Genomic DNA, 13950 nt, shown 5'->3' with positions numbered 1-13950 from the left:
TCCTCCCCTCAACCCGCGCGGTTTTGGGCGCGGTCGATGGCGCGGCGCAGCATGACGCCTGCCACATGTTTCTTGAATTCGACGGGGCCGCGATTGTCGGCCACGGGCTCGATCGCATCCAGCATCGCGGCAACGCAGCCATTCACATCGCCATCTGCCAGTGCAGCACTTGCGCTTTCGGACCACACAGGCGTGTCAGCCAGATTGGTCATCGCGACCGAGGCCGTTCCGTTACCCACCATCACAGCAGCCGCAGCCGTGGCATAGTCGCCAATCTTGCGCTTTTGCTTTTCATACGCCTGACCGACTCCCGCGCTGGGCACCGGGATCGAGATACGGGTCAGGATTTCCTCATCCTCGCGGGCGGTGAAATACGCGGCCTCGTAAAACTCACGCGCGGCGACGCTGCGATTGCCATCGGGACCGGACAGATCAAACGTGGCATTCAGACATTGCATCAACCCCGGCATGTCATTGCCCGGATCCCCATTGGCCACATTTCCACCCACAGTGCCCACATAGCGCACCTGCGGATCAGCGATCTGCAATGCGGCCTCGCGGATCAGCGGAATGGCAGCGGCAAGGCCGTCATGAGTGATCAACTCGTGCTGCGTGACCATCGCACCCAAGGTGACGGTGTCGGACCCGACCTCAATGCCCTTGAGTTCTTCAATGGCCTGAAGATCGACCAGATGGCCCATCTCGGCCATGCGCAGCTTCATCATCGGGATCAGGCTGTGCCCGCCCGCGATCACGCGCGCCTCGTCTCCGTGTTCTTGTAGAATGCCGATGGCCGAGGCGATGTCGCCTGGCCGGTGATACTCAAAACCGGCTGGTATCATAATTTTCCTCCCTGGGTCCGAAGCAATATGCCTTGGGGTACCTGCACTCAGAAAAGAACGGTCACATCAGGGGTTCCAGCCAAGGGGAACGGGGCGCGTAGCTTGTTTCACGAAACGCGAATAGGCTGCACGAGTTGCGATCAGAGACCCAGCGCGTCGCGAATGTCGGACAGGCGCGACCGGCTGACCGGCACCTTAGTCAACGCATCCACACCGTCGAAATAACACGTGCCATTGTCCTTGTGACGTTCGAACCCCGAGACATGTTTGGGGTTCACCAGATAGCTGCGATGGGCACGCAAAAAGCCATCGGGGATCAGGCGGGTTTCGGCCTCGGTTATGGACCAGGGGCAAAACAATTTCTCGGCCCCGATATAAAGAACGGTGTAATGCCCCTCGGCCCGGATTGCGGCGATCTCGGTCGGGGCGGCGAAAAAGGTCTGGCCCTCGCGCTCAAACGGGATGCCCGCCCGCAGAGTCGCGGGTTCGGGGCTGAGTGGAGCAGGCTCCACAACTGCGGCAGGTTCAAGAAAGCTAACGCCGGTCAATAGGAATGCACCGCAGATCAAGAACACGGCCACCGTCACACCCATCGCCAGCACCTGATTGTTAAGCGCCGGACCGGCCCCCCCCGCGCTGTCGCTGGCCGTGAAATCCGTCAGGCCGGTGGCCACAAAATGCATGGTAAATACGGCCAGACCGAAACAGGCCGTTCCCAGCAAGATGTTACGCTGCGTGCGGTTGTCATAGGCCACCCAGATCGCCACGACCGACAGCACGACCGAGGCCAGCGTCGACAACAGCACGTCCCACGCGTTGTAGACCGGGCGACACAGTTCCATCCCAGCCATTCCGATATAGTGCATCACCACGATGCCCAGCCCGACGATCACGCCTGCGCCAATGATCGTCTGCACCGAACGTGGCCGGAAATGCAACAACAGTAGCGCCAGCCCGACCATCAGGATCGCCACAAGGGCCGAGATCAGCGTGATCAGCGCGTCATAGTAGAACAGGATTGGCAGTTGCAGCCCCAGCATGGCCACGAAATGCATCGACCAGATGCCGCCGCCCAGAACCACCGCTGCCAGCGCCACTATGATCTTGCGCTTCTGGTCGTCCAGCTTGGACGCGCCATGGGTCAGGTAAAGGCCGGTAAAGCCTGCCATCAGCGCCACGGCCAGTGAGGCCGCCACAAGCCAGGCGTTATGCGAATAGTCCAGCATCTTGGTCTGCACGCCCTCCCCGACGCGAGGGCGACGTTAGCAAACGGATTTGATTGGGACAATTGGCTGTAGACGGCGAATATCAGTTTACTGGTCCACTATTGTGGCCATCTCTGTATAGGTTGGGTTTCGCTGACCGCCCCGACACTGAACCAATCGCTACCGACGTAAAGCTAGTGGTCCTTTTGCTATTGAATGACCGCGTTTTCCCACGCTGACAGGAACTTTTTTCGCTTTAGGTCATCCAAAAATGTCAGCAGTGACGGGTTTAATCCTATTGTTTCTCGGTCTGTTGCGCCGTTCTGCAACACCAGTGGAGGAAGCGAAGACGGGCTGTCCTGTGCTACTGGCTTTTCAGTAATCAAGTAGTTGATAAACGCTTCGGCTGCGTCCGGCTCCTGTGTTTCTTCAGACACTAACGCTGTCCGCATCATCGTTGTTTGAAAATCTGTCGGAAAAATCACTTCAAGCGCATCCTTGCGCTCGGCGCGGACAGCTGCGTAACTTCCAAGAACATTGTAGGCTACCAGAATTTTTCCATCTGCCAGATCGTTTATCATTTCTCCCGAACAGCAATACAGTCGCACATCAAGACCACCCATGACCTCCATTAGCCGCCAATAGGTTTCCGAGGCGCGCGCATCTTGCGTAGCGAAAAGATAACCCAACCCGGATTCACGTACATCGTATGTGCCGACCTTGCCGCGAAATTCCTCCGGTCGCTCGCGCAGCGCCTCGATCAAACTCTGCCGGGTGTGCGGAATGTCCTGACCTTCAAACGCTTCGCGATTGATGACGATAGCAGCAGGTTCGGTCGTGAATGCAAACAAGCTTTGGTGCCACTGCGTCCAGTGCGGAGCCTCGATATCCTTAAGCGCCAGCGCAAAGCCATCATTCGCCAACTTCAGTTGCAGATCCATTGCGCTGGATACCACAATGTCGAAAGCGTCCGGCGACGCGCGAACGCGTCGGTCGATATCCGCCGTGCCCGAAACGAAGTATTCGACACTTATTGAGGGATTGCGCGCAACAAAGCCTTCTATCAATGGCGCGAAGAGAACTGTGTCAGTGCTCGAGATGATACGTAGGTGCGCGCCTTCTGCGCCATCATTGAAAACCAACTGGTCTTCCCAATCCTGCGCCCAAAGAAAACAGGGGAACGCAAGAAAAACTAAAGTGACAAGACTACGCATGCTCCCCCCGTAGGCTTATTATTCAAAACCAAGGTTCCGCCATGGGCCGTCGCCACATCCTGGGCAATGGTCAAACCCAAACCTGATCCAATCGTCCCAGCTGCATTCTTGCCGCGTTCGAACCTGCGCGTCAGCTGTTCAATCTCTTCTGCTGGAAAGCCCGGGCCCGAGTCGCTCACTTTGACTGCAACTTCAGGTGTGGCGGTAACTTCGATCTCGACCACGCTGTCAGCAGGCGCGTATTTTAGTGCATTGTCGATCATGTTGCGGACTGCATTCTGAATCAGAATGGGGTCGCCGGAATAGAGAACCTTAGTATCGCCTCTCAGAGAAAGCGAAAGTTCCTTCATTTCCGCAATCGGCGTCAAACGCTGTACAAGTTCCCGGATCAGTTCAACTAAATCGACATCTTCCCTCTCAAGATGATCGGCGCGGAAGGTGATCATGGCATGATCCAATAACTGTCCCGCAGCGCGCGAACTTTCATCTATCGCCCGAACCATCGCACGGAGCGCCTCTCGGTTTTCTTTCTTTTCAACTCTATGCAGAGTTGCCTCGGCATAGGACCGTACAGTCGCCAACGGCGTGCGGACACGGTGGGCCGCTTCGGCAATAAAATCCTCTGACTGGCTGAGCGATTGATCCAAGCGCCCCATCAGTGAGTTCAGGGACAAGACCAGCGGCGCCATTTCCCGGGGCACCGGCTTCTTGAAGGGACTCAAATCCTGCGGCCCCCGTCTTGTGACCGAGGTTGTCAGTCGGTTTAGTTGGCCGATAGTGGTCGATGTGATCCAGAAAGAAAGCGCGGCAGTCAAAAGAAAGAAGCCAAGACCCAGAAATGCGGCATTGCGCGAAATCTGGTCCAAAGTCTGCGAAAGCGCATCCTGCGTCTGACCCAGCACGATTGCAATTTCCGTCTGCCTCCCCAACCCGACAAGCGTTCGACTTGCGCTGACCTGGCGAATGCGTTCCCCACGCAGTTCGCCCGACGTGAATAACCAATCACTTTGTCCGGACGCCCCTGCCAAAAGAAGATCTTCGTATCCCGATAAAAACGCACCGTCCTGATAAATGGCATAAAACACCCGGTCATCTGACGGGGTGGTCAACATCGAAAAGGCCGCGTAGGGAATATCCACTTCAAGCACCCCGTCCCTCAGCGCGGCGGCATCAAGAATTGATGTAACGGATGCTTCGAGGATGTTGTCCTGTCCCTGCTGCGCTACCTGAGCCGCATAGTTCCTGACTGCAAGGAACAACAAGACTGCCAGAACCGCCGCGCCACCAATCAAGGCCAGCACTAGCCTGTTGCGCAGTGACCCGGAAACGGTTGGATTAGCGGTCATGATCCAGCCTGTATCCCAGACCGCGCAAGGTCGTTATCTTTAAGTCCGACTTTTCAAGATGTTTGCGGAGCCGCCCCACATAGACCTCGATCGCGTTGTCCGAAACGCTGTCGTCGTAAGAGAACAACCGGTCGGCCAGCTTCTGTTTCGAGAATACATGACCAGGCGCGCTGATGAATAACTCCATCATGCGCAGTTCCCGATTTCGCAGCGAAAGCGTTTCTCCGGCCACGGTCAAATGTCCGGCCACCGGATCAAACACGACACCGCCGATCTCGATCGTGGACTTCGCGCTGCCGGATTTACGCCGCAGAACCGCGCGACAACGGGCCTCAAGCTCGGCATGATCAAACGGTTTGGTCACGTAGTCATCCGCCCCCAGATCAAGTGAACCGATTCGATCCGAAACCTGACTGCGCGCGGTTAAAACGATCACGGGTGTATCCAGTCGACTTGCCCGGTGCCGTTTCAGAAAGTCTCGCCCGTCCCCATCAGGAAGCATGATATCCAGCAGGATCAGGTCATATTCTTCGGTTTCGACAAAGGCGGTTGCGTCCTCCAAATTCGCTGCGTGATCAATGACATGACCGTCCAGTCGCATGCGCGAACTGACCGCGTTCGCGAGGTCCAGGTTGTCTTCGACAAGTAGAAATTTCATCAGGCTTTTTCAGTATTTTGCCGCGTGACAGGTTGATGTCAGGTTGGTGTGTTTTTGTACCATCCAATCTGAGCCGCCATGCGGCCGGTTGTCAAACGGGAGGAAATCATGACAACGATTAAACTGGGCCGTCGCGCCCTAATCGCAGCTGTGGCCGCAATCGGCCTGACCGGCCCGACGTTGGCCGAAGATCAAGTCGTGGACAGCATCCACTTTCTGATCCCCGGTGGTGCCGGTGGCGGTTGGGACGGAACTGCCCGCGGCACGGGTGAAGCCCTTACGAATGCGGGTCTTGTTGGCACTGCATCCTATGAGAACATGTCAGGTGGTGGCGGCGGTAAGGCCATCGGCTTTCTGATTGAAAACGCTGACAGCAATCACGGTACATTGATGGTGAACTCAACTCCCATCGTGATCCGTTCGCTGACCGGTGTTTTCCCGCATAACTTCCGCGACCTGACTCTGGTTTCAGGCACCATTGGTGACTATGCGGCGATCGTCGTAGGCAAAGACAGCCCGATCAACTCGATGGACGATCTGTTGGCAGCTTTTGACGCTGATCCCTCGGCCACAGCAATTGGTGGTGGCTCGGTACCGGGCGGCATGGATCACTTGGTTGCAGCCATGGTCATGGAAGCCGCTGGAAAAGACGCTCTGGGCGTGAAGTACATTCCGTATGACGCAGGCGGTAAAGCCATGGCGGCGCTTCTGTCCGGTGAAATCGCGGCTCTGTCGACCGGTTTCTCAGAAGCAGTTGACCTGTCGAACGCGGGCGAAGTCAAAATCATCGGCGTCACATCGGAAGAACGCGTCGACGCTGCTCCTGATGCGATGACCATGAAGGAACAGGGTATTGATACCACCTTCGTCAACTGGCGCGGTTTCTTCGCAGCACCCGGCCTGCCGGAAGACAAGCTGGCGGCATATCAAGACGCAATCGCCAAGATGTACGACACTCCTGAATGGGAAGAAGTTCGGGCGCGTAACGGTTGGGTCAACATCCACAACTCGGGAGCTGACTTCCAGACGTTCCTTGAGCAGCAGGAACAGCAGATCGGTGATCTGATGAAGAAGCTGGGCTTCCTCTAACTAAAAATCGGCAGAGCGGACCGCCGCTCTGCCTTCCCCAAATACAACAAAAAAGGAGGGGGCATCATGGCGTTGGATCGCTGGATCGCGCTCGTTCTGCTGGGTGTTTGTTTAACATATGGCTACGCCGCCTGGTTCACGATGGACGGTAGCCTCCCCCCCTTCATGCAAAGAAATCCCATCTGGCCAAGCACCTTCCCCAAAGTGCTGTCCATTCTGGGTATCATCACGACGACAATTATCCTGCTGGGCTTTGAAAAGTCCGAGATCAAGGAAGCCGACATCGATTATCGCCGGCTGGGTGACTACCATCTGGATCAGGCGCTGATGCTGCTGGCTTTGATGGTCATTTATGCCCTTTGCCTGCGACCCGTGGGCTTTCTGATTTCGACGTCGGCATTCCTGATACTTGGCTCTTTCATTCTGGGTGAGCGCAAGTGGCATATCATGCTGCCTGTTGCATTCATCGCAACGGGGGCCGTCTGGTATCTGGTTCAGGAAGTTCTTGGCATTTACATGCGCCCGCTGCCGGGCATTTTCGGAGGCTGACATGCTTGAAGGACTTCTGATCGGCCTGCAAACGGCATTCTCAATCCAAAACCTACTGATGGTCATCGCTGGGTGTCTGATCGGCACATTCATCGGGATGTTGCCCGGTCTTGGACCAATGTCGATCATCGCCATCATGATCCCGGTTGCAATCTCGATGGGCGACCCATCCGCCGCACTGATCCTTTTGGCTGGGGTGTATTACGGAGCGATCTTTGGAGGATCGACATCCTCGATTCTGCTGAATGCACCCGGAGTCGCGGGTACGGTAGCTTCAAGTTTCGATGGCTATCCGATGGCACGACAAGGCAAAGCAGGCAAGGCGCTGACAATCGCTGCGATCGCCAGTTTTGCCGGCGGCACGCTGGGTGCCGTCCTGCTTATGGTGTTTGCACCGGCTTTGTCTTCTGTTGCGCTGCTGTTCCACTCGGCCGAGTATTTCGCCCTTATGGTCGTTGGTCTTTCAGCCATCGCTGCCTTCGCCGGAAGCGGTCAAGTCGCCAAAGCTGTCATCATGACGGTACTGGGGCTGATCATGGCTACCGTTGGTGAGGGCGCGTTGTTCAACCTGCCTCGGTTCACCATGGGAATCATGGACCTGCAATCGGGCTTCGGCTTCATCACACTGGCCATGGCCATGTTTGCCTTGCCCGAAGCGCTGTTTCTGGTCCTGAAGCCAAAAGATCTGAAAGGTGATGATGGCGAGATCAAGGACCTGCGCATCACCAAGGAAGAAGCCAAGGCAATTGCACCAGTTGTGGGACGGCAATCCGTACAAGGTTTCTTCATCGGCGTTCTTCCTGGCGCCGGTGCGACGATCGCCAGTTTCCTCGGCTACGCCGTTGAACGCAACATCGCTCCGAAAGAGGAACAAGAAGAATTTGGCAAAGGCTCGATCAAGGGTCTGGCAGCCCCGGAAACAGCTAACAACGCGGCCTGCACCGGATCATTCGTTCCACTGCTGACTTTGGGCATTCCAGGTTCCGGCACCACGGCGATCCTGCTGGGCGCGCTAATCGCTCTGAACGTGACACCCGGTCCGCGTCTAATGCTGGATGAGCCTCAGATCTTCTGGGCTGTGATCATGTCCATGTTTATCGGAAACCTTGTTCTGTTGATCCTGAACCTGCCGCTGATCCCCTACATCGCAAAGGTACTATCCGTTCCGCGCAACTACCTGATACCGTTCATTCTGTTCTTTACGTTGATGGGCGCTTACATCGGACAGAACAATGCAACGGAGCTGTTGATCCTTGTTGGGTTCGGCGTCTGTGCCACGGCTTTGAAATTTGCCGATTATCCGCTGGCCCCGCTTCTGATCGGGTTCATCCTTGGCGGAATGATGGAAGACAACTTTGCAAGGTCCATGCAGCTCTATGACGGGATCGGGTTTATCTGGGAACGCCCCATGACGCTGGGCCTGCTGGTTATCGCCGCGCTGTTGGTGTTGCTGCCCAGCTATCGCGCGCGTCGCGCACGGGCACGGGCTGCCGGTATCGCCGATGGCGACTGAGCCTCTGGCAGGAATACGGGTTCTTGACCTGACGAACGTTCTAGCGGGCCCGTATTGTTGCTATCAGCTTGCCCTGATGGGGGCCGAAGTGATCAAGGTCGAACGGCCTGAGGGCGGCGACCTTGCTCGGGTGTTGGGCGCAGACCCAGACCGCAACAAAGCCGGGATGGGCATCAGTTTTCTCGCCCAGAACGCGGATAAGAAATCCGTCACGCTGGATATGAAGCCCGCAAAGGGCAAAGACTTGCTGAAGAAGCTGGTTCAAACCGCCGACGTGCTGGTCGAAAATTTCCGGCCCGGTGTAATGGACCGGCTTGGCCTTGGCTATGACGTTCTGCGCGCTGAAAATGCCAGCCTGATCTATTGTGCAATCAGCGGTTTTGGGCAGGACGGTCCTCGCAAAAAAGACCCGGCCTACGACCAAATCGTTCAGGGTATCAGCGGTGTCATGTCGATCACCGGAGCAGCCGATACAGCGCCCTATCGCGTCGGCTACCCGCTGGCCGATACCGTCGGGGGGCTAACGGCCGCTTTTGCGATCAGTGCGGCCCTGAACGCCAGACCACGCGGCACGTTTCTGGATATCGCAATGTCCGAGGCGGTGATCTCCACCATGGGCTGGGTGGTGTCGAACTACCTGATCGGGGATGTCACACCGGCAGCGCATGGCAACGAAAACACCACATCCGCCCCGTCAGGAACCTTTGCCACTGCGGATAACCCGATCAACATCGCGGCCAATCGTGACGAACAATGGCAGGCGCTTGCTCGACACCTTGGACGGGAAGATTTGCTGGGCAACCCTGACTATGCCTCGCGTGAAGATCGCAAGAGGAACCGCCATACCCTAAGGGATGATCTTGAAGCCACGCTGCGCACCCGACCCTCCCGGGAATGGGTTCGCGAGTTGAACGCGATTGGCGTGCCAACCGGGCAGGTGATGACCGTGCCCGAAGCGCTGGCCGACGAACAGCTTACAGGCCGCGGATTGATTGGATCTTTGCCGTCCCACAGCGAGGAGCTGAAACTGACCGGCAGCCCTGTTATGATGGATGGTCAACGCAGAATGCCCCGGACCGTCCCGCCGGACTTGGGGGCAGATAATGCTGTGATCTGGTCTGAGCTTGGTCTGAGCCACGACGAAATAAATGCGTTGACGAAGGAGGGGATCATATGAGCGATGTCGCTGACTGGTGGTCAACATCCATCATCGACATGGAACCCGGACGAATAGACCTGCGGGGCACACCTATTCAGGACCTTATCGGCAACCTTGGTTTCGCGGAAATGATCTGGTTCATGGTGCGCGGAGACAGGCCATCCACCGCGCAGTTGAAATTGTTCGAGGCCGCCTTGGTTGCTGCCGTGGATCACGGGCCGCAAGCCCCTTCGATCGCTACGGCCCGCATGGCAGTAACGTGTGGACTGCCGCTCAACAATGCCATAGCAAGCGCGGTGAACATGCTAGGGGACATCCACGGCGGTGCTGGCGAGCAAGCGGTGACCCTGTATCAGTTCGTCAACGCTCACCCATCCGCCGTTGGCCCGGCGCTGGATGACTGGATTGCCGCGCAAGGGAAAATTCTGCCCGGATTCGGCCACCGCTTTCACACCCCAACGGATCCACGCGCACCACGTTTAATGAGCCTTGTGGACGAAGCGATTGAGGCAGGTGCCTGTGATGGGCGCTACAAATCTGTCGCGATCGACATCGAAGGCGAATTGGCGCAGCGCAAAGGCAAACCCGTTCCGATGAATATCGACGGAGCCACAGCGGTGATCTATGCCGAGCTTGGTTTTGACGCGCCATTGGCGCGTGGCCTGTTTTGCCTGTCCCGTTCTGTCGGCATTCTTGCACATGCGTTGGAACAGTCTCAGCAGGGTGGCCGAAACAAGGGACCGACCCCGCCAAAGTATCGCTGGACGTACTTGCCCAGCGACACGTAAGTGGCATCAAGGTTCCAAAGTGTCCGTTGATCCGAGTCCTCAGACCTTCTCTTCGATCGCAGGCTCGACATCGGGGCGCACGGGTTCGGCCTCCATTTCGATCACGTCGGGCGCAACTTCTTCTTCCGGCTCTTCAACCTCCGGCTCGACCTTGTCTTCAAGCGCGCCAACGATCAGGGGCAGCATGTGAACACCGGTCGCCGAGGCGATCTCGGGCGTTTGCGGAGTTTGCCAGCTCAGCGTGTCAAAGCTGTGGCAGTTCTGACAGACCGGCGCCCATTCGGGCTGGATATCATGGCAGTTGTCGCAGACCCATTGCGGCCCGCGCGGCGCGTTCAGCGCCTTGGCCAGCCATCCCTGCACCACCGCGTCCGAGGCGCCCTCGCCCCGTTCAATCGCCGCCATCAGCGTATAGGCACGGGCATCGGCTTGTTTTTCGACCACATCGCCCAGCGCACGGCGAGCTTCGGGGAAATCCTCGGCCAGGATGTTCAACTCGGCCAGGATCAGGCGCGTTTCAGGGTTTTCCGGGTGGATACGAGTCAGGGCGGTGAACCGCTTGATCCGCGCATCCGGCGTTTCATCCGGCGCGATTTCCGCAAAGGCATGGGCCAGATCGGGATGCGACTGCACCTCCCACGCTTTTTTCAGGATCTTGGTCGCGGCGCGCGGCTTACCCTTTTCGATATAGGCCCGCGCGGCCATCGCAGCGGCAGGAACCAGATCAGGCGACAAGCGGTTGGCCTCGATCGCGTGTTCTTGCTGTTCGACCGTGGCACCTTCTTCCAGAATGCCCTTGGCTTCGGACAGAGCCAGCACTGCATCACGGCGTTTGAACACGTCACGCGGCAGATGACCAGCCTTGAGCTTGGCCGTTAGAGTCGAACGCGCGCCTGCCCAATCCTGCGACTTGGTTTGCAGCCCCAACAGGATGTCTTGTGTTTCGGCGTGGCGCGGTTTGATTGCCAGCGCCTTTTCGGCCAGCTTCCGGGCGGTATCGTCATCACCCTCGGCCAGTTTCTGCTTCAAGATACCACGCACGCCCACAAACCGGGTGGCGTTGTTCGTCACCAGTTTCTTATAGGTATCCGAGGCTTTCTTGGTGTCACCATTCATCTCGGCCGCCTGTGCCACCAGCAGATTGGTTAGTTCAGGCTTGTTCAGCAGTTTTTCCGCCTTGGCGGCTTTGGACATGGCAATCCGCCCCTCGCCCGAGGCCAGCGCCATAAGCCCATCGGCCAACGCCTGATAGCCGCGCTGCTCGCGGCTGCGGTCGAAATAACGCGACAGGGCCGTTTCATCACCGTTGAGAAATTTCAGCGTGGCGACCAGCAGAGTCAGCAATTTGAAGAAAAGCCAGATCGCAAGGACCAGCACACCCAGAGCAATGACCGATTGCAACGGCCCCAACGTGTATTCCGTGCCGCCAGCGGTGATCTGAATACCACCGCTGCTTTCCATCAGGAACCCGGCCCCAACGGCCAGCAGGCCGACAATGGCAACAAAAACTAGGATTTTTAACAGTGACCACAGCATGGCAGGTCCTTCAGTTCGAGTTCGCGCCAGAGGAAAGCGCATCTGCGGCATCCACGGCAGAAACCCGTGCCTGCGCCGCCTGTTCCCATTCGGCCAACGCGGCACGGGCCGCATCAGGCAGGGATTGAATTTCGCTCAACGCCCCCGCGACGTCACCACCTGACAGCGCCGCCTGCGCGCGCGACAGGATCGCATCGGGATCGTCACCATCCTGCGGCGTCACAGAACGCGCTCCAGTCTGACGTTGGAGGAAAGCGACAATCCCCGTTCCCTTATCCGCGTCACGCGCATCAGCCAAAGCAGCGCGCGCCGCAGGTGCAAAGGTTTCATTCAGGGTTGCAACTGCCGCCACGCCTTTATCTGCCGACGCCGACAAAGCATCGGGAATATCAACCCCTCCGGCCGACAGTTCGGACAACAAATCGCCATAGGGTTGACCCGCATTCAACTGACCGTGCAGTTTTGACAAGATCGCGGCATTGGCCGCTGCCAGTGCCTCCGCCGAGGCTTTCATTTCAAGCGCCTGCGCGTCCGAAACCATCTTTTCAACCTCAGCCCGTTGCGCAGCCAGCGAGTCTTGCAGCTTTTTCAACTCGGCCTCAAAAGCAGCTGTCGCCTCGGGCGTAGCGCCTTGGGTCAAGGCCCCGCTTTCCAAATCGGTCAGCCGTTTGGTCAACGGGTCGATCTGCCCGGCCAGGCCATCAAGGCTGGATTTCACCCCATCAAGATCCGCCGTGATCGGCGCAATCTGCCCAGTCAACGCGTCGATCTTTGCCGATACATCCGGCGCATCTTCCAGAGATTTGGTCAAAGCTTCGATCTGGTTGGCCTGATCGGCCAGCTTGGCCTCGATCGTGGCTACAGCATCGGTGTCACCGCTACCGAACATACCCGCGCTTCCCGCCGCAAAACCAATCGCTGCGGCGACGGCCCCACCGATCACAGCGGGCATAAAGCCGCTCTGTTTTTCCGCCTTACGATCAGCCATCTTTTCCTTGAAGCGTTCAAGGTTGGCTTCGGCTTCGGCTTCGGCTTCGGCTTCGGCTTCGGCTTCGGCTTCGGCTTCGGCTTCGGCTTCGGCTTCGGCTTCGGAAGGGGCCTCGTCTAGCGCTGCGACCTCGTCAACCGATGCTTCGTCAGATACGGAAACAGCATCGACCGCCTCCTCCAACTTGGGGTCATCCACCGGTTTTTGATTGGACTTCTTCTTACCAGCCACCGCAATATTCCCCTTATCGAATCCGAAATGCTTGGAACAACAGACCCAGTTAAGTTAGTCGGTGGCCACGTCGCCCTCAACCCGCAACGCATGTTTCACAAGTTTTTTAACGGCCTTACGCATTTTCTTTGGTGTCGGCTCTTTCGCGACCTTCAACCGCGCATAGGGCAAAGAACAAAGGGGTTCGGCGGTGGCCTGGCTGATGGCAGCCACCCAAAGCGGGGCAGAACCGCGCCAGATGTCGGCAAAATGTCGCGCCGTTCTGGGCGAAAATATCGGAGCCAAAACAGCGGATTTGCCGTTTGCTGCGGCAGTCGCCTCCGGTGTCAGCGGTAACAGGTTTTGCTGGTAAACGGGCTGTTCGCGCACGGTCAGGCCGGATTCGGTCAGCCGCTCGGCAATATTGCCCCGGCTGTGCTCGCCGCGCAGGTGCAGTAGCGGACTGAGCGGGCGGGTTTGCAAAAGGGCTGCGATTAACTCCTCGGCGGTCTGGCCCACCAATTGCGCGTCCCATCCGACGCCCTTGGCCGTCCCGGTTGTCGCCGGTCCGACGCAAAAAGCCGGCAGCGACCGATCAACCCCCATTGAGGCCGCCGCGTTCACCGCATTGGCCGAGGTAAAGATCAGACCCTGCACGCCGCGCATATCCGTGCTCACCGGCAGGGGTTTGATTTCCAGAATCGGGGAATAGATGACCTGCACCCGAGACCTGACGCGGGTCGGAAGCTGCGCGACGAACCTTTCAGAGGCCGCGCGCGGGCGGGTCATCAACAAATACAACGTTCGGCGCCTTGGGCCTTGGGATTGTTTGCATCCGCGCAGGGTGATACCC

Annotated in this window: 13 protein-coding genes; 5 read left to right on the top strand and 8 right to left on the bottom strand. The window is 57.8% G+C overall.

Annotation, left to right across the window (positions count from 1 at the left end; translation table 11 throughout):
* Positions 1-8: 8 nt before the first annotated feature.
* The 5 genes from AC2FJ6_RS15300 to AC2FJ6_RS15280 all read right to left on the bottom strand — a co-directional run bounded on the left by AC2FJ6_RS15300 (position 9) and on the right by AC2FJ6_RS15280 (position 5265).
* Positions 9-842 carry an FAD binding domain-containing protein gene (locus AC2FJ6_RS15300; protein ID WP_170771238.1) on the bottom strand — a complete coding sequence of 278 codons (834 nt, stop codon included), beginning with the start codon at positions 840-842 and terminating at the stop codon, positions 9-11.
* Positions 843-982: 140 nt separating this feature from the next.
* Positions 983-2068 (bottom strand): MHYT domain-containing protein, encoded by a 1086-nt coding sequence (locus tag AC2FJ6_RS15295; protein ID WP_170771578.1) that lies wholly within the window; start codon positions 2066-2068, stop codon positions 983-985.
* Between the two features lie 188 nt (positions 2069-2256).
* On the bottom strand, positions 2257-3261 hold the full coding sequence (locus AC2FJ6_RS15290; protein WP_170771241.1) for an ABC transporter substrate-binding protein: 1005 nt from the start codon (positions 3259-3261) through the stop codon (positions 2257-2259).
* Entirely contained in the window at positions 3240-4607 is a 1368-nt protein-coding gene (locus tag AC2FJ6_RS15285) for a sensor histidine kinase (protein ID WP_170786248.1), read from the bottom strand. The genes AC2FJ6_RS15290 and AC2FJ6_RS15285 overlap by 22 nt, the downstream gene beginning before the upstream one ends.
* The gene (locus AC2FJ6_RS15280; RefSeq protein WP_170771245.1) at positions 4597-5265 is read right to left on the bottom strand and encodes a response regulator transcription factor; all 669 of its coding nucleotides are present in this window, start codon (positions 5263-5265) and stop codon (positions 4597-4599) included. Before AC2FJ6_RS15280 ends, AC2FJ6_RS15285 begins: the two co-directional genes overlap by 11 nt.
* A 108-nt stretch (positions 5266-5373) precedes the next feature.
* Here AC2FJ6_RS15280 and AC2FJ6_RS15275 point away from each other — a divergent pair, with 108 nt between their 5' ends.
* The 5 genes from AC2FJ6_RS15275 to AC2FJ6_RS15255 all read left to right on the top strand — a co-directional run bounded on the left by AC2FJ6_RS15275 (position 5374) and on the right by AC2FJ6_RS15255 (position 10363).
* Positions 5374-6354, top strand: coding sequence for a Bug family tripartite tricarboxylate transporter substrate binding protein (locus AC2FJ6_RS15275; RefSeq protein WP_170355568.1), 981 nt, complete (start codon positions 5374-5376; stop codon positions 6352-6354).
* A 66-nt stretch (positions 6355-6420) separates the two neighbouring features.
* Positions 6421-6903 carry a tripartite tricarboxylate transporter TctB family protein gene (locus tag AC2FJ6_RS15270; protein WP_170771248.1) on the top strand — a complete coding sequence of 161 codons (483 nt, stop codon included), beginning with the start codon at positions 6421-6423 and terminating at the stop codon, positions 6901-6903.
* A 1-nt stretch (position 6904) separates the two neighbouring features.
* Entirely contained in the window at positions 6905-8416 is a 1512-nt protein-coding gene (locus tag AC2FJ6_RS15265) for a tripartite tricarboxylate transporter permease (RefSeq protein ID WP_170355570.1), read from the top strand.
* Positions 8406-9593 (top strand): CaiB/BaiF CoA transferase family protein, encoded by a 1188-nt coding sequence (locus tag AC2FJ6_RS15260; protein WP_170771250.1) that lies wholly within the window; start codon positions 8406-8408, stop codon positions 9591-9593. The genes AC2FJ6_RS15265 and AC2FJ6_RS15260 overlap by 11 nt, the downstream gene beginning before the upstream one ends.
* The gene (locus AC2FJ6_RS15255) at positions 9590-10363 is read left to right on the top strand and encodes a citryl-CoA lyase (RefSeq protein ID WP_170771252.1); all 774 of its coding nucleotides are present in this window, start codon (positions 9590-9592) and stop codon (positions 10361-10363) included. The genes AC2FJ6_RS15260 and AC2FJ6_RS15255 overlap by 4 nt, the downstream gene beginning before the upstream one ends.
* A gap of 39 nt (positions 10364-10402) precedes the next feature.
* Here AC2FJ6_RS15255 and AC2FJ6_RS15250 read toward each other — a convergent pair whose 3' ends face one another.
* From AC2FJ6_RS15250 to AC2FJ6_RS15240, 3 genes are read right to left on the bottom strand one after another with little or no spacing between them, the layout of a single operon-like run.
* Positions 10403-11899, bottom strand: coding sequence for a heme biosynthesis protein HemY (locus tag AC2FJ6_RS15250; protein ID WP_496669458.1), 1497 nt, complete (start codon positions 11897-11899; stop codon positions 10403-10405).
* Positions 11900-11909: 10 nt separating this feature from the next.
* Positions 11910-13118: a COG4223 family protein gene (locus AC2FJ6_RS15245; RefSeq protein ID WP_496669456.1), complete on the bottom strand. Its 1209-nt coding sequence runs from the start codon at positions 13116-13118 to the stop codon at positions 11910-11912.
* Between the two features lie 54 nt (positions 13119-13172).
* A complete protein-coding gene (locus AC2FJ6_RS15240; protein WP_496669454.1) occupies positions 13173-13898 on the bottom strand; it encodes a uroporphyrinogen-III synthase in 726 nt (241 codons plus the stop codon).
* Positions 13899-13950 lie beyond the last annotated feature (52 nt).

Source organism: Ruegeria sp. CDSA089, from assembly GCF_059612205.1.
The sequence above is the reverse complement of the archived record's forward strand: the minus strand, read 5'-3'. Positions and strand labels throughout refer to the sequence as shown.